The organism is Ruegeria sp. Alg231-54 (genome assembly GCF_900143525.1).
GTDB lineage: Bacteria > Pseudomonadota > Alphaproteobacteria > Rhodobacterales > Rhodobacteraceae > Ruegeria.
Window position 1 is genome coordinate 35705 of the sequence record NZ_FREZ01000006.1, and the last position, 20657, is coordinate 56361.

19 protein-coding genes and 1 tRNA gene are annotated in these 20657 nt (G+C 57.9%); 7 read left to right on the plus strand and 13 right to left on the minus strand.

Translation table 11 applies throughout. The annotated features are described in order from the left end of the window. Nucleotides 1-166: 166 nt before the first annotated feature. Complete coding sequence (locus DHN12_RS12230) at nt 167-970, plus strand: undecaprenyl-diphosphate phosphatase (RefSeq protein WP_108860464.1); 804 nt, start codon at nt 167-169, stop codon at nt 968-970. On the opposite strand, the gene DHN12_RS12235 is transcribed toward DHN12_RS12230, so the two are convergent. After that, complete coding sequence (locus DHN12_RS12235; protein ID WP_108860465.1) at nt 971-1954, minus strand: complex I NDUFA9 subunit family protein; 984 nt, start codon at nt 1952-1954, stop codon at nt 971-973. It abuts the gene before it with no gap. A 198-nt stretch (nt 1955-2152) separates the two neighbouring features. Here DHN12_RS12235 and DHN12_RS12240 point away from each other — a divergent pair. Continuing rightward, nucleotides 2153-2239: transfer RNA gene (locus DHN12_RS12240), tRNA-Leu, on the plus strand. Nucleotides 2240-2342: 103 nt separating this feature from the next. Here the strand turns inward: DHN12_RS12240 and DHN12_RS12245 are convergent. The 11 genes from DHN12_RS12245 to DHN12_RS12295 all read right to left on the minus strand — a co-directional run bounded on the left by DHN12_RS12245 (nt 2343) and on the right by DHN12_RS12295 (nt 14029). Next, entirely contained in the window at nt 2343-2795 is a 453-nt protein-coding gene (locus tag DHN12_RS12245; RefSeq protein WP_058279316.1) for a carbon monoxide dehydrogenase subunit G, read from the minus strand. 106 nt (nt 2796-2901) lie between these two features. Further along, nucleotides 2902-3714, minus strand: a complete 813-nt coding sequence (locus DHN12_RS12250; protein ID WP_108860466.1) for an XdhC family protein — start codon at nt 3712-3714, stop codon at nt 2902-2904. 11 nt (nt 3715-3725) lie between these two features. After that, nucleotides 3726-4913 (minus strand): VWA domain-containing protein, encoded by a 1188-nt coding sequence (locus tag DHN12_RS12255; RefSeq protein WP_108860467.1) that lies wholly within the window; start codon nt 4911-4913, stop codon nt 3726-3728. Next, on the minus strand, nt 4913-5779 hold the full coding sequence (locus DHN12_RS12260; protein WP_108860468.1) for a MoxR family ATPase: 867 nt from the start codon (nt 5777-5779) through the stop codon (nt 4913-4915). Before DHN12_RS12260 ends, DHN12_RS12255 begins: the two co-directional genes overlap by 1 nt. Before the next feature lie 105 nt (nt 5780-5884). Beyond that, nucleotides 5885-8302: an aerobic carbon-monoxide dehydrogenase large subunit gene (locus DHN12_RS12265; RefSeq protein WP_108860469.1), complete on the minus strand. Its 2418-nt coding sequence runs from the start codon at nt 8300-8302 to the stop codon at nt 5885-5887. Beyond that, on the minus strand, nt 8299-8793 hold the full coding sequence (locus DHN12_RS12270; protein WP_108860470.1) for a (2Fe-2S)-binding protein: 495 nt from the start codon (nt 8791-8793) through the stop codon (nt 8299-8301). The genes DHN12_RS12265 and DHN12_RS12270 overlap by 4 nt, the downstream gene beginning before the upstream one ends. Before the next feature lie 14 nt (nt 8794-8807). Beyond that, nucleotides 8808-9641, minus strand: a complete 834-nt coding sequence (locus DHN12_RS12275; protein WP_108860471.1) for a xanthine dehydrogenase family protein subunit M — start codon at nt 9639-9641, stop codon at nt 8808-8810. A gap of 139 nt (nt 9642-9780) precedes the next feature. Further along, the gene (locus tag DHN12_RS12280; RefSeq protein WP_108860472.1) at nt 9781-10878 is read right to left on the minus strand and encodes an MHYT domain-containing protein; all 1098 of its coding nucleotides are present in this window, start codon (nt 10876-10878) and stop codon (nt 9781-9783) included. Nucleotides 10879-11020: 142 nt separating this feature from the next. Then, nucleotides 11021-12025, minus strand: coding sequence for an ABC transporter substrate-binding protein (locus DHN12_RS12285; protein ID WP_108860473.1), 1005 nt, complete (start codon nt 12023-12025; stop codon nt 11021-11023). Beyond that, nucleotides 12004-13371, minus strand: coding sequence for a sensor histidine kinase (locus tag DHN12_RS12290; protein WP_108860474.1), 1368 nt, complete (start codon nt 13369-13371; stop codon nt 12004-12006). The genes DHN12_RS12285 and DHN12_RS12290 overlap by 22 nt, the downstream gene beginning before the upstream one ends. Continuing rightward, on the minus strand, nt 13361-14029 hold the full coding sequence (locus tag DHN12_RS12295) for a response regulator transcription factor (protein ID WP_108860475.1): 669 nt from the start codon (nt 14027-14029) through the stop codon (nt 13361-13363). Before DHN12_RS12295 ends, DHN12_RS12290 begins: the two co-directional genes overlap by 11 nt. A gap of 108 nt (nt 14030-14137) precedes the next feature. On the opposite strand from DHN12_RS12295, the gene DHN12_RS12300 reads away from it, so the two are divergent. From DHN12_RS12300 to DHN12_RS12320, 5 genes are all read left to right on the plus strand, one after another. Then, nucleotides 14138-15115, plus strand: a complete 978-nt coding sequence (locus DHN12_RS12300; protein WP_058275185.1) for a tripartite tricarboxylate transporter substrate binding protein — start codon at nt 14138-14140, stop codon at nt 15113-15115. Nucleotides 15116-15183: 68 nt separating this feature from the next. Next, complete coding sequence (locus tag DHN12_RS12305; RefSeq protein WP_058275184.1) at nt 15184-15666, plus strand: tripartite tricarboxylate transporter TctB family protein; 483 nt, start codon at nt 15184-15186, stop codon at nt 15664-15666. A gap of 1 nt (nt 15667) precedes the next feature. Further along, a complete protein-coding gene (locus tag DHN12_RS12310; RefSeq protein WP_058275183.1) occupies nt 15668-17179 on the plus strand; it encodes a tripartite tricarboxylate transporter permease in 1512 nt (503 codons plus the stop codon). Next, nucleotides 17169-18356: a CaiB/BaiF CoA-transferase family protein gene (locus DHN12_RS12315; RefSeq protein WP_108860476.1), complete on the plus strand. Its 1188-nt coding sequence runs from the start codon at nt 17169-17171 to the stop codon at nt 18354-18356. The genes DHN12_RS12310 and DHN12_RS12315 overlap by 11 nt, the downstream gene beginning before the upstream one ends. Then, nucleotides 18353-19132, plus strand: a complete 780-nt coding sequence (locus tag DHN12_RS12320) for a citryl-CoA lyase (RefSeq protein WP_108860477.1) — start codon at nt 18353-18355, stop codon at nt 19130-19132. Before DHN12_RS12315 ends, DHN12_RS12320 begins: the two co-directional genes overlap by 4 nt. 4 nt (nt 19133-19136) lie before the next feature. Here DHN12_RS12320 and DHN12_RS12325 read toward each other — a convergent pair whose 3' ends face one another. Then, nucleotides 19137-20651: a heme biosynthesis protein HemY gene (locus tag DHN12_RS12325; protein WP_108860478.1), complete on the minus strand. Its 1515-nt coding sequence runs from the start codon at nt 20649-20651 to the stop codon at nt 19137-19139. Nucleotides 20652-20657: the final 6 nt, after the last annotated feature.

Here is a 20657-nt window from a genome sequence, read left to right on the forward strand (position 1 = left end):
TCAACTGTACTGACCTAATTTCGAAAAATGGAGAGAAATTTAGCGGTCATTTGAATTTAAATGCGATTTTTAGTTCCGATTCGGACCTATATGCACGCTTTCCTTTTCCACAGCGCACTTATACCCATTGGGCAAACAAAGACGTGACCACAACACGGCGGGGCAGATGGGTCTTTTTCAATTGATTCTCGCGGCGATTATTCAGGGTATCACTGAGTTTTTGCCGATCTCTTCATCTGGTCACTTGATACTGCTGCCCAGCCTGACCGGGCTGGACGATCAAGGTCTGGCCATCGACGTGGCCGTGCATGTGGGCACTTTGGGTGCCGTGGTTCTGTATTTCTGGTCCGATGTGAAACAGGCCGTCTCCGGTCTTCCCCGGGCGTTGACCGGCCGGGTCGACACACCACAGGCGCAGCTGGCCATGGGTCTGATCATCTCCACGATTCCCACAGTGGTTGTCGGGGCTATCCTGTTCAAAACCGGCCTGATCGAGGCCTTCCGGTCAATGGCGGTCATTGGCTGGACCATGCTGGTTTTTGGCCTTGTCCTGTATTGGGTCGATCAAAAAGGGCCACAGACCAAAGAAGCAAGCGAATGGGGTCTGCGCGATGCGTTGATCATGGGGCTGTGGCAGGTTCTCGCCCTGATACCCGGAACATCCCGATCAGGCATTACGATCACCGGCGCGCGCCAACTGGGCTATACGCGAGAGGATGGCGCGCGGATCGCGATGTTGATGTCGATCCCGACGATTCTTGCCTCAGGCGTTTTGTTGTCGGTAGACGTGATCCGCGAAGCAGACGCCCAATTGGCCCGAGACGGGGCAATCGCGGCATTCTTTGCTTTTATTTCAGCTCTGCTGGCTCTGGCCCTGATGATGCGCCTGTTGCGCAGTGTCAGCTTTACACCTTATGTCATCTACCGCGTGATCCTGGGCGCCATCCTGCTTGTAATCGCCTATAGCTGATCAGGTCCGCAGGTTGTTGGCCGAGTTCTGAATGTCGTCGTACTGACCCGATGGGCGAAACTTCCAAAGGTAATCTGGCAGCACCGATTCCAACGTCGCTGGCTCGATCCCAAGATCCGCGAACCCCTTGGCCCCTTCGGACACAACATTGTCGCGGCGGAGGTTCTTCAGCTGATCGCGCGTCAGGATGTGGTTCGGGAACAGTTGGAAGCTGACGAACTTCAAGATGTCCAACACGCCCGCCATGATCCGGGCCACAAAGAAGGGCATTCCGATGATCACTCGGCGTCGGTGGATCACATCAAGCATCTGCTGCATCAGTGCACGGAAGGTTTTCACCTCGGGTCCGCCCAGCTCATGCACACCGGCTTCAGCTTGGCCCAGGACACCTTGAACAGCGGCCTTGGCCACATCATCCACATAGACCGGCTGGAACTTGGTTTCGGCTCCGACCAGCGGCAGGAAAGGTCCCATCCGGGTCATCCCGGCAAAACGATTAAAGAACTGATCTTCGGTTCCGAAAATCACAGACGGCCGCAGAATAATTGCATCTGGCATATGGGTCAGCACACCGGCCTCACCATGCGCCTTGGTTCGCGAATATTCGCTGTCGGACTCGGCGTCCGCTCCGATGGCTGAGATATGAACCATCCGGGAAATGCCCTGTTCGGCCGCCAAACGCGCGATCCGCTCGGCCCCATCAGCCTGCACCGCGTCAAAGGCGTTCTTGCCCAGCTCGTTCAGAACACCGACGCAATTCACCACCGCATCTGCCCCATGCATCGCCGCCGCGACCGAGGCATCATCACGGATGTTGCACAAAATGGGTTCGACCTGGCCGACCACACCATAGGGCCTGACAAACATCGCCTCATTCGGGCGCCGCACCGCCACCCGGACACGCCACCCTTCATTTGCCATGCGCCGCGTAATATACCGGCCGACAAATCCCGATCCGCCGTAAATCGTGACCATTTTCGACATGAGATGGCTCCTGCTTGTGGGTCCTCTATCGATCTAGCGCTCTGAGGCTTGTCAAACAAGGCGCAATAACGCCGCGCGTCAGTGAAAAGACCAACCAATTCAAACTGAATTTGGATGTGCGAAAAAAACTTTTAAAAATCTTCCCGAATCTGGTTGACCCTTCCAGCCAGTGGGCTTAAACGCCCCTCCACGACACCTGCCCAGGTGGCGGAATTGGTAGACGCGCTAGCTTCAGGTGCTAGTGTCCGTATGGACGTGGAGGTTCGAGTCCTCTCCTGGGCACCAAATCTCCTTAAAATCAAACCACTGATATTCTCTTACCGGAATTGAGTTTCCGTGGGATGTGATCTGACGCGGGCCGGTCCATTCACCGGCCCTGTCACGCGCCTTAAGTGACGGATTGTTCTGAAACAACTTCGCCAAACCGGGTAAAAAATTTGCCCGACAGCTTTTTCGCCGTACCAGCGATTAGGCGGCTGCCCAGCTGGGCGATTTTTCCACCAACCTCGACCTTGGCTGTATAAGCCAGAACGGTTTCGTCCCCATCTTCAGTCAGCGTCACGTCTGCACCACCCTTGGCAAATCCGGCGGCACCGCCCTTGCCTTCCCCGGTCAAGGAAAACTCGTCCGGTGCATTGGCAGTGTCCAGCGTCACAGCGCCCGCAAACCGGGCTTTGACGGGGCCGATCTTCAAGACCACCTTGGCTTCCAGATCTTCGGGTGAATTTTGGATCAGCTCTTCGCACCCTGGGATGCATTCCTGCAGGATTTCGGGATTATTCAGAGCCTTGTAAACCACATCCCGCGGCGCAGAGATGCGGACTTCGTCACTCAGTTCCATTCAACTTTCCTTTGTTCAACAGCATCTTGGATATACCAGAAGCGCGGTCTCTGTCGCCTCTTCCGGAGTTTGTTCGGGACGCGCGGGCCACAGGGACCTCAGGCGTTTAAGCACGTTTCTCATCATGGGACTCCGTTTTGGATTTGTCACTGTTTCGCCAAAGCACAATTTCAGCCAGGATCGACACGGCGATCTCATGCGGGTCGATCGCGTGGATGTTCAGACCTGCCGGTGACTTCAGCCGCGCAGCTCGTATCGGGTCCAAACCTTGCGATATCAGCTTGGCCACCAGCGTTTCGGCCTTGCGATGGCTGGCCACCATCGACACCCGCTTGGCGTCCGTTTGCAGAGCGGCGGCCAGGGCGGCGGCATCGCCCTGTCCTTGCGAAGCCACGACAACGAAGTCCCGCGGCTCAACCCCTAGGTTTTGGACGGAATCCAGAGTGAACCGTTGGCAGTCACCTTCTGTCTCTGACGCGTCACTGAGACACACGCGAAACCCAGCCAGTGCCCCATGGACTGCCAGTGCCTCTGCAATCAGCGACTCGCCAAAAATCACCAATCGCGGTGCGTGCTGATACGGCTCGACAAGCAGATCGACAGTGCCGCCGGACGGGCAACCGCTTTTGAACGTCTGAATGCCATCAGGATCGGCCATGTTCACCACCTTTTCCGAAGGTTTGACCCGGATCATTTGCGGCGAACCACTGGCCAACGCCTGCTGGGCCGAGGATCGAACCGCACGTTGAACGCAGCCCCCGCCCAAATGGCCCAGGATCCGTCCATCTTTTGTAATCGCAGCCTTGCCCCCGGCTTTCGCCGAAGTTGCATCCGCAGTCCGCAACACCGTGGCCACGCAAAAGGCTTCATCAGTTTTGCGCAGCTGCTCAATCGTGTCGAATATGTCGAAGCTTGCCATGTGGGCTCCTTTCACAGCTTACGGAATTGCGGTTCCAGCGCCGCCAGCGCCTCAAGCGTGTTTGCGGGCAGGTGCGCGTCCAGATACGGCTCAGCTGCCTGCATTGCGGCGGCAATGGGCTGGTAGTCGCGCCAGCCTTTCAACGGGTTCAGCCAGACAATCCGCCGGGCTTTGCGTCGAATCCGAGCCAATACATCGCCCAAAGCTTGCGGGTCCGAGCTGCAATACCCGTCAGACAGGATCAGTACGATGGTCCGACCGTTCAGTGCGCGCGCGCCATATCCATTTAGAAAATGCTCAAGACTGCCTGAGATATCCGTGCCTCCGCCAAACCCTTCGGCCATCAGCGACAACCGCCCTGCTGCGCGCAGCGAATCGTGGTCGCGCAACGCATCCGTGACGCGCATCAAGCGCGTATGGAACAGATATGCGTCCGCTTCGGTTCCTGTGCCAATCAAGCCTTTCAGGAAAGCCAGAAAGACGCGCGAATATACCGTCATCGAACCGCTTACATCGCACAGTGCAACGATCCGCATCGGACGCGGTGGGCGGGCGCGGCGATACAGGTCCATCGGCTCGCCGCCCCGTGCAAGGCTGGCGCGCTGTATCCGGCGCATGTCCAGAGCAGGCCCCCGCAGCGCTTTTTTCCGCCGGCGCGAGCGGCGGTCGCGGATGGCGCGCGCCAGCGCTGTCGCCGCTTGTTCGGCCTGCTTCAGTGCGTCTTCATCCATCAGTTCACGCAAATCCCGACGCGACAGGTTGGCCGTACGGGTCGCAATCAGCTTCCCGTCTCTCCCCACAGCCTGTTCGTCGCCCGGATCAGGGGTTGCGTCCTGATCCGAATCGGAACTGGTCTCCTGAATGTCTTGGCTTTCTTGCTGCCAGATCATCGGCTTGGCGGATTGCACCCGAACATGCGCGGTTTGCGCCACTCCGGTCCGTTGTTTCCCGGCATTTAGCCAATATGCATCGAAAAGATCGTCAAACCGTCGCCAGTCCTCTGCGTCACCGGCCAGCAATACACACAGCGCCTGTCTGGCCTGCGGCAAATCCGTCGCCTCTACTTCCGCCAGCACCGCCAATGCATCCCCGGTCTCAGCCGGTCCGACGCGCATCCCGTTCATCCGCAAATGTGCAATGAAGCCAGACATGCGATCCGCCAGGCCAGAGGCACGAGAAGGGAACCGGGTGACCTGCATCACGCCACCTTTCCAATCAGGCGGTCCATCACTTCAGGCGGGGCCGCGTCATAATCGGCTGCGGTTTTCAGAAGACAGACAAGAGTCGCCTGAACCTCTTCGCGAGACTGCGCCATGTCGTTGACACCCAATCCGGAAAGGGCTGCCGCCCAGTCCAGCATCTCGGCAATGCCCGGAGTCTTCTCCAAGTCTTCTTTGCGCAAAGCCTGCACGACGCCAACAATCTGGCGTGCCAACTGCCCTTCAACTTGGGGCATGCGGGCTTTCAAGATTGCCATTTCGGTTTCACGCGACGGGTAGTCAAGGAAACTGTACAGGCACCGGCGGCGCAGTGCATCGGACAAGTCCCGCGTGCCATTCGCCGTCAGAATAACGGTCGGCTTTGTACGCGCCGGGATCGTGCCCAGTTCGGGAATTGTGATTTGAAAGTCCGAGAGGATTTCCAACAAATACGCTTCAAATTCTTCGTCGGCCCGGTCAATTTCATCAATTAGCAGAACCGGAGGGGCATCTTGCGAAATGGCCTCTAACAAGGGACGTTTCAGCAGATATTCATCTGAGAAAAGCTGTGCTTCGCTCGTTCCGCCCTGCGCCTCGCTCGCTCGGATCGCCAGAAGCTGACGCTGATAGTTCCATTCATAAATGGCATGACTGGCATCGAGCCCTTCATAACATTGCAGCCGGATCAGCCGGGCGTCCTGCCACGCGGCCAGGGCCTTTGCCACTTCAGTCTTTCCAACGCCAGCAGGACCTTCCAACAACAATGGCCGCCCAAGTTGCTGTGCCAAATGCAGCGCCATCGCCAACCGGTCATCGGAAACATAGCCCTGCGCGGCCAATCCGTTCTGAACATCACTCAAAGTCAAAACCAGGATCCAATCTTCATCTGGCCAAAAATATCCCGGGGGAGGTTCGGAGGGGGTAGAACCCCCTCCGTTCGGTCGGACCGGCAAAAGCCGGTTCGAAACCGTTTACCCGTGCATCCCCAACCCATTGGCGATCTTCCAGATCCGCCAATGATCATGTGGCATATGGCTTTGCACCAACCCAAAGGGCCGGAACGCATCATGCACCGCGTTCGAGAACGCAGGTACACCGCCCACATTCGGGCTTTCACCAACACCTTTTGCACCGATCGGGTGGTGCGGAGATGGCGTGACCGTGTGATCGGTGGTGTAGTTCGGCGTCTCCCAAGCCGTTGGCAGGAAGAAATCCATCAGCGTCGCGGTCTTGACGTTGCCCATCTCGTCGTAGGCAATCTCCTGCCCCATCGCGATGGCCAGCGCTTCGGTCACCCCACCATGGACCTGCCCTTCGATGATCATCGGGTTGATCCGCGTGCCGCAATCGTCCAGCGCATAGAACTGCCGAACATCCCATTCACCGGTATCCACATCGATCTCCATGACACAGATATAGGCCCCGAACGGGTAAGTCATATTCGGGGGGTCATAGTAGCTGACGGCCTCCAGACCGGGCTCCAGCCCCGGAATCGCCTGGTTGTAGGCGGCAAAAGCGATCTCTTTCATGGTCTTGAACCGCTCGGGCGCGCCTTTGACGGCAAACCGATCGACATCCCATTCGACATCATTGTCATGGACCTCGAGCAGATAGGCCGCGATCATCTGCGCCTTGGCGCGGATTTTGCGCGCGGCCATGGCTGTCGCGGCACCGGCAACCGGTGTGGACCGAGACCCGTAGGTTCCAAGCCCGTACGGTGCGGTATCGGTATCGCCTTCCTCCAACGTGATATCGTCCGCAGGAAGCCCGATCTCACTGGCGATGATCTGGGCAAAGGTTGTGGCGTGGCCCTGACCCTGGCTGATTGTCCCCAGCCGCGCGATGGCGGAACCCGTCGGGTGAATCCGGATTTCGCACGAGTCGAACATTCCCAGTCCGAGGATATCGCAGTTCTTGACCGGTCCGGCGCCGACGATTTCGGTGAAATGCGTCAGGCCAATGCCCAACAGTTTGCGAGTTTTTCCAGCCTTGAAATCCTCAACCCGCTGCGCCTGTTCCGCCCGCAGACCTTCGTAGTCGACGGCCTTCAGCGCCTTGTCCCAGGCGGTGTGATAATCGCCCGAGTCATACTCCCAGCCCAGCGCGGACTGATACGGGAACTGATCTTTGCGGATAAAGTTGATCCGACGCAGTTCGGCCGCGTCCATGTTCAGTTTGATGGCCAGTACTTCGATCATCCGTTCGATGAAATATGCGGCCTCTGTCACACGGAACGAACAACGATAAGCCACCCCGCCCGGTGCCTTGTTGGTATAGACACCGTCTACGGCCAAATAGGCGGTCGGGATGTCGTAGGACCCAGTGCAGATGTTCATGAAACCGGCCGGGAATTTGGTCGGATCGGCACAAGCGTCAAATCCACCATGATCCGCTGTCGTATGGCACCAGAGACCGGTGATTTTGCCATCCTTGGTTGCCGCGATCTTGCCCTGCATCCAATAGTCACGCGCAAAGGCGGTGGACATAAGGTTTTCCATCCGGTTCTCGACCCATTTCACCGGCTGGCCGGTGACAATCGAGGCGACAACCGAGCAGACATAGCCCGCATAGGCACCAACTTTATTACCAAAGCCGCCACCGATATCAGGGCTGATCACCCGGATATTGTGCTCGGCCAGACCCGAGATCAGCGATACAACGGTACGGATCGCGTGCGGGGCCTGGAACGTGCCATAGAGCGTCAGCTTACCGGTCACCTTGTCCATTGACGCGACACAGCCGCAGGTCTCCAACGGGCAAGGATGCGTGCGGTGGTAATAGACCATCTCTTCGGCCACGACATCGGCCTGACTCAGAACCGCTTCGGTCGCGTCCTTGTCGCCCTGTTCCCAAGTGAAGATATGGTTGTGATGCTTGCGCGGCCCATGTGCGCCTTCGGTCTGACCCGCAAGGTCTTCGCGCAGGACAACATCTGATTTCAGCGCCTCGAACGGGTTGGTCAGAACGGGCAGTTCTTCATAGTCAACTTCGACCAGCTCGGCCGCATCCGCCGCGATATACCGATTTTCAGCGACGACATAAGCAACTTCCTGGCCCTGGAACAGAACCTTGCCATCGGCCAGCACCATTTGCTTGTCGCCCGCCAACGTCGGCATCCAATGCAATCCCAATGGCGCAAGGTCTTCGGCGGTCAGAACCGCAACAACGCCAGGTATCGCCAGCGCCGCCTCTTTGTTCACGCTGACGACGCGGGCATGGGCATACGGAGAGCGGACAAAGGCGCCAAACAGCATCCCGTCCATCTTGATGTCATCGACATAATTGCCCTTGCCCTGGGTAAAGCGCACATCTTCGACGCGTTTGCGCGAACTGCCCATCCCTTTGAGATTGGCGACGCGTTCTTCGGGGGTCAGAGTCTGGTCGTTCATTCCGCAGCCTCCTTCTGAGCGTTCAGCATGTCGGCAGATGCCGCGATCGCCTTGACGATGTTCTGATATCCGGTGCAGCGGCACAGGTTGCCGGACATGCCAAAGCGGATGTCTTCCTCGGTCGGGTTCGGGTTCTCCTGCAGCAGACGATGCGCGCGGGTGATCATGCCCGGCGTGCAGAAACCGCATTGCAGCCCGTGATGTTCGCGGAACATCTCTTGCAGAACGCCGAGGCTGCCGTCGTCATTGGTCAGCCCTTCGACAGTAGCGATATCGGCCCCGTTCACTTGGGCCACAAAGGTCGTGCAGGATTTCACGGACTTGCCGTCGATATCCACGGTACAGGCCCCGCAATGGCTGGTTTCGCATCCGATATGCGGGCCTGTGATTTTCAGATCTTCCCGCAGGAAATGGATCAACAGCGTGCGCGGCTCGGCCAGGCCTTCGACCTGCTTGCCGTTCACGGTGAGTTTTACGTGCATTTTTGACATCGTTGTTCCTCCCCTCAACCCGCGCGGCTTTGCGCGCGTTCGATGGCGCGGCGCAGCATCACAGCGGCCACGTGTTTCTTGAATTCGACCGGGCCGCGATTGTCGGCCACCGGGTCGATCGCATCGAGCATCGCGGCGACACAACCGCTGACATCCCCATCCGCCAGCGCATTGCTTGCGCTTTCAGACCAGACTGGTGTGTCCGCCAAATTGGTCATCGCGACCGAGGCATGACCATTGCCCACCATCACTGCTGCTGCCGCTGTCGCATAATCGCCGATCTTGCGTTTCTGCTTTTCGTAGGCCTGACCCACACCTGCGCCCGGCACCGGGATCGAAATACGGGTCAAGATTTCTTCATCGTCCCGCGCAGTGAAGTAAGCGGCCTCATAAAACTCACGCGCGGCGACACTGCGGCGGCCATCGGGGCCAGACAGTTCAAACGTTGCGTTCAGGCATTGCATCAACCCCGGCATATCATTGCCCGGATCACCATTGGCGACGTTTCCACCGACGGTTCCCACATATCGCACCTGAGGATCCGCAATCTGCAGCGCGGCCTCTCGGATCAACGGAATGGCTGTAGCCAAGCCGTCATGGGTTATCAGCTCATGCTGGGTCACCATTGCGCCAAGCGAAACCGTGCCGGCACCAATCTCGATGCCTTTGAGCTCCTCGATCGCTTGCAGATCGACTAGATGGCCCATTTCGGCCATGCGCAGCTTCATCATCGGGATAAGACTGTGCCCGCCCGCGATCACGCGTGCCTCATCTCCGTGTTCCTGCAAAATGCCAATGGCCGAGGCAATATCGCCTGGCCGGTGATACTCAAAACCGGCTGGTATCATGTTTTTCCTCCCTGGGTCCAAGCGGTATGCCTTGGGGGACCTGCGGTAAGGAAAGAACGCTGAAGCCATCTGTTCCAGCCAGTGGAAACGGAGAGCGCGGCTTATTTCACGAAATGCGAATGCGCTGCACGAGCTGCGATCAAAGGCCCAGCGCCTCGCGAATGTCCGTCAGGCGGGATCGACTAACCGGCACCTTGGCCAGCGCATCGACACCATCGAAATAGCAGGTGCCGTTATCCTTATGCCTCTCGAACCGCGAGACCTGTTTGGGGTTCACCAGATAACTGCGATGAGCCCGCAAAAACCCTTCAGGCACCAGGCGCGATTCAGCTTCGGTAATGGACCACGGGCAAAACAGTTTCTCGGCGTTCATATAGAGAACGGTGTAGTGCCCTTCGGCCCGGATGGCTGCGATATTGGAAGGCTGGGCGAAAAATGTTTGTCCCTCCCGCTCAAATGGAACCCCGGCCCGCAATGTGGGCTCTGGTTCCGGGGCAGGTTCCGGCGCGCTGGGCGATATATTTGTTGCCGCAGGTTCGATGAAGGTGATGCCCGTTAGCAGGAATGCACCACAGATCAGGAACACGGAAACCGTGACCCCCATCGCCAGCACCTGATTGTTTAGCGCAGGTCCGGCGCGACCGGCGGTATCGCTTGCGACAAAATCAGTCAGACCGGTGGCGACGAAATGCATGGTGAAGACCGCCAACCCGAAACACACCGTTCCCAGCAAAATATTGCGTTGCGTTCGGTTATCATAGGCAACCCAGATTGCCAGCACCGACAGAACGACCGAGGCCAGGGTCGAAATCACCACGTCCCAAAGATTGTAAACGGGGCGGCACAGCTCCATCCCGGCCATACCGACGTAGTGCATGACAACAATCCCCAGACCCACGATCACGCCCGCACCAACAATTGTTCCCATTGTGCGGGGACGGAAATGCAGGATCAGCAGCGCCAGACCAACCATCAGGATCGCGACCAGGGCTGAGATCAGGGTGATCAAAGCATCATAATAAAACAGGATCGGCAATTGCAGGCCCAGCATGGCCACGAAATGCATCGACCAGATCCCACCACCCAGAATGATCGCAGCCAACGCCACGACCAGTTTGCGTTTCTGATCGTCCAGTTTTGAGGCCCCATGCGTCAGATAAAGCCCTGTGAATCCGGCCATCATCGCAACAGCGAGAGACGCCGCCACAAGCCAAGCGTTATGAGAATAGTCCAACATTTGGATTTACACGCCCTCCCCGACGCGTGGATGACGTTAGCAAACGGAATTGATTGCGACAATTGATGTTGAAAAGGAATTCCAACAGCATCGGCGCTGGTTTCGGTTTTTACCGACCCACCGGGCTTAGGTGACGGTCTTATTACTGAATAACGGCATCTTCCCATGCAGAAAGAAACTTTGTTCGTTTCAACCCGTCCAGAAAGGTCAATAACGCAGGATCAAGACCGATTGTCTCGCGCCCGTCTGAACCATCATTCCGCTGCAAAAGAGGAAGCGGGCTGGCCTCTTCGGCCACAGCTGGTCGCTCTGTTACGAGGTAACGTAGCAGCAACTCGGCTGCTTTGGGTTCTGGCGTGGCTTTCGACACCATTGCCGTACGCATCATAATTGTTTGAAAATCAGACGGTAACACGACCTCAAGGGCGTCTTTACCCTCGGCTCGGACGGCGGCGTAACTGCCCAGAACATTGTAAGCAACAAGGATCGAGCCATCCGCTAGGTCATTGATCATTTCGCCCGAGCAGCAATAGAGCCGCACATCCAGGCCGCCCATAACCTCCATCAAGCGCCAATACGTCTCAGACGCGCGCGCATCCTGGGTTGCAAACAGATATCCCAGACCAGACTGGCGCACGTCATAGGTACCGACCTTGCCCCGAAATTCTTCGGGTCGTTTGCGCAAGGCCTCGATCAGGCTTTGCCGGGTCTGGGGGATGGGCTGCCCTTCAAACGCGGTTCGGTTGATCACGATTGTCGCGGGTTCCGAGGTGAATGCAAAAAGGCTGTGGTGCCATTGCGCCCAGTGTGGCACCGGGACATCGTCGACTGGCAGGGCAAAGCCGTCATTTGCCAGTTTCAACTGCAGGTCCATCGCGCTCGAGATGATCACATCGAAGGCATCGGGCGTTGCGCGGACACGACGGTTGATGTCGGCGGTTCCGGAAACGAGGTACTCGACACTAATCCGGGGGTTCTCCGCAACAAACCCCTCGATCACCGGGGCGAATAAGACAGTATCGGTACTGGAAATCACACGAAGGCGCGGACCTTCGGCGCTTTCATTAAAGATCAGGCGGTCTTCCCAGTCGTCGGCCCACCCGAGGCAGGGAACAGCCAACAATACTAAAGCGATAAGATAACGCATGCGCCCCCCTTTGATCGGTTCTTGAGGATCAACGAACCCCCATGCGCCGTTGCCACATCCTGTGCGATCGTCAACCCCAGACCGGAACCAATGGTCCCAACCGCGTTCTGTCCGCGTTCGAACCGTCGCGTCAGCGTGTCGATTTCATCAGGCGGAAAGCCTGGACCCGAGTCGCGCACCTGAATCTGGGGTTCGGGATGCGCGATGATCGTGATCTCGACAGCGCTGTCAGATGGTGCGTATTTCATCGCGTTATCGACCATATTTCGCACAGCATTCTGGATCAGGATCGAGTCGCCCGAGTACGGCACCGACGGCTCACCCGACAATGAAAGCGTCAGTTCTTTCATTTCGGCAATCGGGATCAGGCGCTGCACCAGATCGCGGATCAGGACAACAAGATCAATGTCCTCGCGCTCCAGATGATCCGCTCGAAAGGTGATCATCGCGTGATCCAGCAACTGCCCTGCCGCGCGCGAGCTTTCGTCGATGGCACGTACCATGGCCTTCAAGGCCTCGCGGTTGTCTTCCCGTTCCACGCGGTGAAGGGTTGCCTCGGCATAAGACCTGACCGTCGCCAGCGGCGTTCGCACCCGGTGCGCGGCTTCGGCGATAAAGTCCTCGGATTGGCTAAGCGATTGGTCCAGACGACCCATGAGCGAGTTCAGCGACGTCACCAGCGGTGCCATCTCTTTTGGCACGGGTTTCTTGAACGGGCTTAGATCCTGCGGACCTCTGCGTGTGACCGAGTTCGTCAGTTTGTTCAACTGGCCGATCGTTGATGATGTCACCCAGAATGAAAGAGCGGCGGTGAGCAGAAAGAACCCGATCCCCAAATACGCTGCATTGCGTGAAATCTGATCCAGCGTATCGGACAACGCATCCTGCGTTTGCCCCAACGCGACCTCAATCTCGGTCTGGCGACCCAAACCGACCAGCTTTCGGCTGGCACTGACCTGACGGACACGCTCGCCGCGCACCTGACCGGTTTGAAAGGCCCACCTGCCTTCAATCGGGCCATCTGCGAGGTTCAAATCCTCATATCCAGACAAGAATTCCCCATCCTGATAAATGGCATAGAATACCCGGTCATCCGACGGCGTGCTGAGCATGGAAAACGCGGCATAGGGGATGTCCACCTCAAGCTGACCATCCCTGAGTGCGGCGGCATCAAGAATTGAAGAGACAGACGCCCCCAATATATCGTCCTGTCCCTGTTGGGCGACCTTTGCGGCATAGCTGCGCACTGTCAGGAACAATAGGATCGCCAGAACCGCCGCTCCGCCAATCAGCGTCACCACTAGACGATTCCTCAGGGATCCCGAAACTGTTGGGCTAGTCGTCATGATCCAGCCTGTATCCCAGCCCGCGCAACGTGGTGATTTTCATGCCGGATTTTTCAAGATGCTTGCGCAGGCGTCCGACATAGACCTCAATCGCATTGTCCGACACGTTGTCATCATAAGAGAACAGCCTGTCCGCCAGCTTCTGCTTGGAAAACACCTGTCCCGGCGCGTTTATGAACAGCTCAATCATTCTCAGCTCGCGATTGCGTAGGGAGAGCGTGACACCATCGACGGTCAAATGACCAGCAACTGGATCAAAGATAATTCCGCCAACTTCAATCGTCGACTTTGAGCTTCCGGACTTCCGACGCAGAACGGCGCGGCAGCGGGCCTCAAGTTCCGCATGATCGAAAGGCTTGGTGACGTAGTCGTCCGCCCCCAGATCGAGCGAACCGATTCGATCCGAAACCTGACTGCGCGCGGTCAGAACGATCACCGGCGTGTCCAAACGGCTTGCGCGGTGCTGCCTTAGGAACTCGCGGCCATCCCCATCGGGCAACATGATATCCAGCAGGATAAGGTCGTATTCCTCGGTCGTAACAAAAGCGCGTGCATCTTCCAAATTCGCTGCATTATCAACAACATGACCATCCAGCTGCATGCGGGAACTGATCGCGTTCGCGAGGTCGAGATTGTCTTCGACAAGCAGAAATTTCATGGGTGAAAATCAGTTTCTTTTTGCATGACAGGTTGATGTCAGGTTGGCGTGTTTAGGTGCAGGATAATCTGTGCCGCTGAGCGGCCAGTTGTCAAATGGGAGGACATAATGACAACATTTAACCTGGGCCGTCGGGCCCTGATAGCAGCTGTTGCAGCAATTGGTCTGGTTGGACCTGCCGCATCCGAAGAAGTCGTCGACAGCATCCACTTTCTGATCCCCGGCGGCGCCGGCGGTGGCTGGGACGGTACCGCCCGCGGAACTGGCGAGGCCCTGACCAATGCTGGTCTGGTCGGCACAGCGTCTTATGAGAACATGTCGGGCGGCGGCGGCGGTAAAGCCATCGGCTTCTTGATTGAAAACGCCGACAGCAACCACGGCACGCTGATGGTCAACTCGACGCCCATCGTGATCCGCTCGCTGACCGGTGTGTTCCCGCATAACTTCCGTGACCTGACACTGGTCTCGGGCACAATCGGCGACTACGCAGCGATTGTTGTAGGCAAAGATAGCCCGATCAACTCGATGGCGGACCTGCTGGCGGCTTATGACGCGGATCCGGGCGCAACCGCGATCGGTGGCGGCTCGGTTCCTGGCGGCATGGACCATCTGGTTGCCGCAATGGTCATGGAAGCTGCAGGCAAGGATGCGTTGGGCGTGAAGTACATCCCTTATGACGCGGGCGGTAAAGCTATGGCTGCCCTGCTGTCGGGTGAGATCGCCGCACTGTCGACCGGTTTCTCCGAAGCCGTCGATCTGGCGAACGCGGGTGAGGTTAAAATCATCGGTGTGACCGCTGAGGAACGCGTTGATGCAGCACCTGATGCACAGACAATGAAAGAACAGGGCATCGACACCACTTTCGTGAACTGGCGTGGATTCTTTGCTGCCCCCGGCCTGCCCGAGGACAAGCTGGCAGCCTATCAGCAAGCCATCGCCAAGATGTACGACACGCCCGAATGGGAAGAGGTTCGTGCCCGTAACGGTTGGGTGAACATCCACAACTCGGGTGCCGATTTCGAGGCGTTTCTGGAAGGCCAGGAACAGCAGATCAGCGACCTGATGAAGAAGTTGGGCTTTCTCTAAGGCAATCTACGGCAGAGCGTTTGGTCGCTCTGCTGTCCCAAAAAACAAGATACATGGGAGGGGACGTCATGGCGCTGGATCGCTGGATCGCGCTTATTTTGCTGGGTGTTTGCCTGACATATGGGTACACCGCCTGGTTCACGATGGACGGAAGTCTTCCTCCTTTCATGCAGAGAAATCCGATCTGGCCCAGCACATTTCCAAAGGTGCTGTCTATTCTAGGCGTGGTCGCGTGTTCGATCATCCTGCTTGGCTTTGAAAAGAGCGAGGTCAAAGAGGCCGATATCGATTACCGCAGACTTGGTGAATATCACCTAGGTCAGGCAATTTCTCTTCTGGTGCTCATGGTTGTCTATGCCCTGTGCCTGCGCCCGGTCGGTTTTCTGATCGCGACATCCAGTTTCCTGATCCTCGGGTCTTTCATTCTGGGTGAACGCAAGTGGCACATCATGCTGCCTGTCGCGTTCGTGGCAACCGGATCCGTCTGGTATCTGGTTCAGGAAGTTCTTGGAATTTATATGCGCCCCCTGCCAGGCGTGTTCGGAGGCTGACATGCTAGAAGGACTTCTGATCGGCCTGCAAACGGCATTCTCAATTCAAAACCTGCTAATGGTCGTTGCCGGATGCCTGATCGGCACGTTTATCGGCATGCTTCCGGGTCTGGGTCCGATGTCGATCATCGCGATCATGATCCCTGTCGCGATCTCGATGGGTGACCCATCCGCCGCACTGATCCTTTTGGCAGGGGTTTATTATGGCGCGATCTTCGGTGGCTCGACGTCGTCCATTCTGCTGAATGCGCCGGGGGTCGCGGGGACCGTGGCCTCAAGTTTTGACGGCTATCCAATGGCCCGGCAGGGCAAGGCAGGCAAGGCCCTGACCATCGCGGCAATCGCCAGTTTCGCAGGCGGCACGATCGGTGCCATTTTGCTGATGGTCTTTGCTCCGGCGCTGTCTTCGGTCGCTCTGCTGTTCCATTCAGCCGAATATTTCGCATTGATGGTGGTGGGTCTTTCGGCCATCGCAGCCTTTGCCGGTTCGGGGCAGGTGGCCAAGGCCATCATCATGACGACCATGGGATTGATCATGGCCACCGTCGGAGAGGGAGCGCTGTTCAATCTTCCGCGTTTCACAATGGGTATCATGGACCTGCAATCCGGATTTGGCTTCATCACCTTGGCCATGGCGATGTTCGCCTTGCCCGAGGCGTTGTTCCTGGTGCTTAAACCCAAGGACCTGAAAGGTGATGACGGCAAGATCAAGGATCTGCGCATTACCAAGGCCGAGGCGAAGGCCATCACTCCGGTCATCGGTCGCCAATCGGTGCAGGGATTCTTTATCGGCGTCCTGCCCGGCGCGGGCGCGACCATTGCCAGTTTCCTCGGCTACGCGGTGGAACGGAACATTGCCCCCAAGGATGAGCAGGAGGAATTCGGCAAAGGCTCGATCAAAGGTCTGGCCGCGCCTGAATCGGCGAATAACGCGGCCTGCACCGGATCTTTCGTGCCGCTGCTGACACTGGGCATTCCCGGTTCCGGAACGACCGCGATCCTTCTGGGTGCTTTGATTGCCCTGAACGTCACCCCGGGTCCGCGTCTAATGCTGGATGAGCCTCAGATCTTCTGGGCGGTGATCATGTCGATGTTCATCGGTAACCTCGTCCTGCTGATCCTGAACCTGCCGCTGATCCCCTACATTGCTAAAGTGCTGGCCGTTCCGCGCAACTATCTGATCCCGTTCATTTTGTTCTTCACACTAATGGGTGCCTATATCGGGCAGAACAATGCCACTGAATTGCTGATCCTGGTGGGTTTCGGCGTATGCGCAACGGCCTTGAAGTTCGCAGACTATCCGCTGGCACCCCTGCTGATCGGGTTCATCCTTGGCGGCATGATGGAGGATAACTTTTCGCGTTCGATGCAACTCTATGACGGCATCGCGTTTATCTGGGAACGTCCGATGACCTTGGGACTGCTTGCCATTGCCGTCCTGCTGGTTCTGCTGCCCAGCTACCGCGCACGTCGTGCACGGGCACGGGCCGCTGGTGTGGCTGATGGGGACTGAACCGCTCAGCGGTGTTCGGGTTCTTGATCTGACAAACGTGCTTGCTGGCCCGTATTGTTGTTACCAACTGGCTCTGATGGGGGCCGAGGTGATCAAGGTCGAACGCCCCAATAGCGGTGATCTGGCGCGTGTGCTTGGGGCTGATCCTGACCGGAATAAAGCCGGTATGGGGGTCAGCTTTCTGGCGCAGAACGCGCAGAAGAAATCGGTCACGCTGGATATGAAATCCAGTCGGGGCAAGGCTCTGCTAAAGCAGCTTGTGAAAACGGCGGATGTTCTGGTTGAAAACTTCCGGCCCGGCGTGATGGGTCGGTTGGGTCTGGGGTATGACGTTCTGCGTACCGAAAACCCTGCCTTGATCTATTGCGCAATAAGCGGGTTCGGGCAGGACGGTCCGCGCCGCGATGACCCTGCCTATGACCAGATCGTTCAGGGCATCAGCGGGGTCATGTCGATCACCGGCGCGGCGGACACGGCACCCTACCGCGTTGGCTATCCGCTGGCTGATACGGTCGGGGGGCTGACGGCCGCCTTTGCGGTGAGTGCCGCATTGAACGCAAATCCCCGTGGCGCGTTTCTGGATATTGCCATGTCCGAGGCCATGATCTCGACCATGGGATGGGTTGTGTCCAACTACCTTGTCGGCGGTGTGATGCCCGGCGCGCATGGCAATGAAAACACAACCTCGGCACCGTCCGGTACCTTCGCCACATCCGACAGCCCGATCAACATCGCCGCCAATCGCGATGAACAATGGCAAGCCCTCGCCCGGCAACTTGGCCGCGAGGACCTGTTGGATGACCCTGACTATACAACACGCGAAGATCGCAAACGAAACCGCCACGCTTTGCGGGATGAGCTGGAGAAGTCCCTAATATTGCGTCCCGCGAGCGAGTGGGTCAGCGAATTGAATGGCTTGGGCGTACCCACGGGGCAAGTGCTGACAGTCCCTGAGGCGTTGGCGGACGAACAACTCTCTGACCGGGGGCTGATTGGATCTCTGCACGTGCAAGGAGAGGACATGCAGCTGGCAGGCAGCCCCGTGGTGATGGACGGGCAGCGAAATATGCCGAAAGTCTCACCGCCGGAATTGGGCGCGGACAACGATTCAATCTGGTCCGAACTTGGCTTGTCACCGGATGAGATCAAGGAGCTGGCCAAGGATGGTGTGATATGAGCGATGTTTCCGACTGGTGGAGCACATCCATCATTGACATGGAACCCGGGCGCATCGCCCTGCGCGGTGAACCCATCGAGGACCTGATCGGCAACCTCAGTTTCGCTGAAATGATCTGGTTTCTGGTTCGCGGCAGCCGCCCGTTACCCGCGCAGGCAAATCTGTTCGAAGCGGCCCTGGTTGCCGCCGTGGATCATGGACCACAGGCGCCTTCTATTGCGACGGCCCGGATGGCAGTGACCTGCGGTTTACCTTTGAACAACGCAATGGCCAGCGCGGTGAACATGCTGGGCGACATCCACGGCGGGGCCGGTGAGCAGGCGGTTGAGCTGTACCACTTTATTGGCTCGCACACGGGCGGGATCGGTGCAGCGATTGACGACTGGGTCGGCGACCACGGAAAGATACTGCCGGGTTTCGGCCACCGGTTTCACACACCCACCGATCCTCGCGCACCGCGATTGATGGCCCTGGTCTGTGAGGCAGTAGAACGCGGCGTGTGTGACGGACGTTTCCGGAAAATCGCGTTGGATATCGAAGCAGAGCTTGCACGTCGCAAAGGCAAACCCCTCCCGATGAACATCGACGGGGCCACGGCTGTCATCTACGCAGAGCTTGGGTTCGAACCACCGCTTGCGCGTGGTTTGTTTTGCCTCTCCCGGTCAGTCGGCATACTGGCACATGCGTGGGAGCAAATGCAGCAAGGTGGCCGCAACAAAGGCCCCACACCTCCGACGTACCGCTGGACTTATGTCAGGAACTCACCTGAGGAATAGCGCGTCAGGCCTGTTTCTCGACCACGGGTTCGACGTCGGGGCGGACTGGTTCCACATCCAATTCGATGATCTCGGGATCAACCGGTTCCTCGACGTCTTCCACTTCAACCTCGACCTCAGCTTCCGGCTCGCTGCTGTCTTCCAACGCACCAACGATCAGAGGCAGCATATGAACACCCGTCGCGCTTGCGATTTCCGGCGTTTGCGGCGTTTGCCAGCTGAGCGTGTCAAAGCTGCTGCAGTTCTGACAGACCGGAGCCCACTCGGGCTGGATGTCGTGACAATTGTCGCAGACCCATTGTGGCCCGCGCGGTGCAGTCAGCGCCTTGGCCAGCCAACCCTGTACTACCGCGTCCGAGGACCCCTCGCCCCGTTCAATGGCCGCCATCAACGTGTAACCGCGCGCATCTGCCTGCTTTTCGACCACATCGCCCAGCGCGCGACGCGCCTCGGGGAAGTCTTCGGCCACGATGTTCAATTCCGCCAGAATAAGCCGGGTTTCCATATTCTCAGGGTGAATGCGGGTCAGCGCAGTAAAGCGTTTGATCCGTTCATGTGGCGTTTCATCCGGCGCAATCTCGGCAAAGACATGGGCGAGGTCGGGGTGCGGCTGTACTTCCCACGCTTTTTTCACGATTTTGGTCGCATTGCGCGGTTTGCCTTTTTCGATGTAAGCGCGCGCTGCCATTGCGGCCGCAGGCACCAGATCAGGAGACAGGCGGTTCGCCTCAATCGCGCGCTCTTGCTGTTCGACCGTGGCGTTCTCGTCCAGAATCCCCTTGGCCTCGGACAGGGCCAGCACAGCATCGCGGCGCTTGAACACGTCGCGCGGCAGGTGGCCGGATTTCAACTTGGCAGTCAATGTCGACCGCGCGCCTGCCCAATCTTGTGCCTTGGTCTGAAGACCCAGCAGAATGTCCTGTGTTTCCAGGTGGCGCGGCTTCATGGCCAAAGCTTTTTCGGCCAGTTTGCGGGCGGTTTCGTCATCCCCTTCGGCCAGTTTCTGTTTCATGATACCGCGCACACCGACAAAGCGGGTTGCATTGTCCGTCACCAGCTTTTTGTAGGTGTCAGCCGCCTTTTGGGTGTCACCGTTCATCTCGGCAGCCTGAGCCACCAGCAGGTTGGTCAACTCGGGTTTGTTCAAAAGCCGCTCCGCCTTGGTGGCCTTGTTCAAAGCCACGCGCCCTTCACCCGAGGCCAGCGCCATCAGACCATCGGACAACGCTTGATACCCGCGATGCTCGCGGCTGCGGTCGAAATAGCGCGAGAGTGCGGTTTCGTCTCCGTTGAGGAACTTCAGCGTGGCGATCAACAGGGTCAGCAGCTTAAACAAAAGCCAAACTGCAAAAACCAGAACGCCCAGTGCGATGACCGATTGCAACGGCCCTAAAGTGTACTCCGTCCCGCCGGCTGTGATCTGTACACCACCGCTGGTTTCCATGAGGGAACCCGCACCCACGGCCAGAAGACCTATAATCGCAACAAAAACTAGAATCTTAAACAGTGACCACAGCATGGCAGG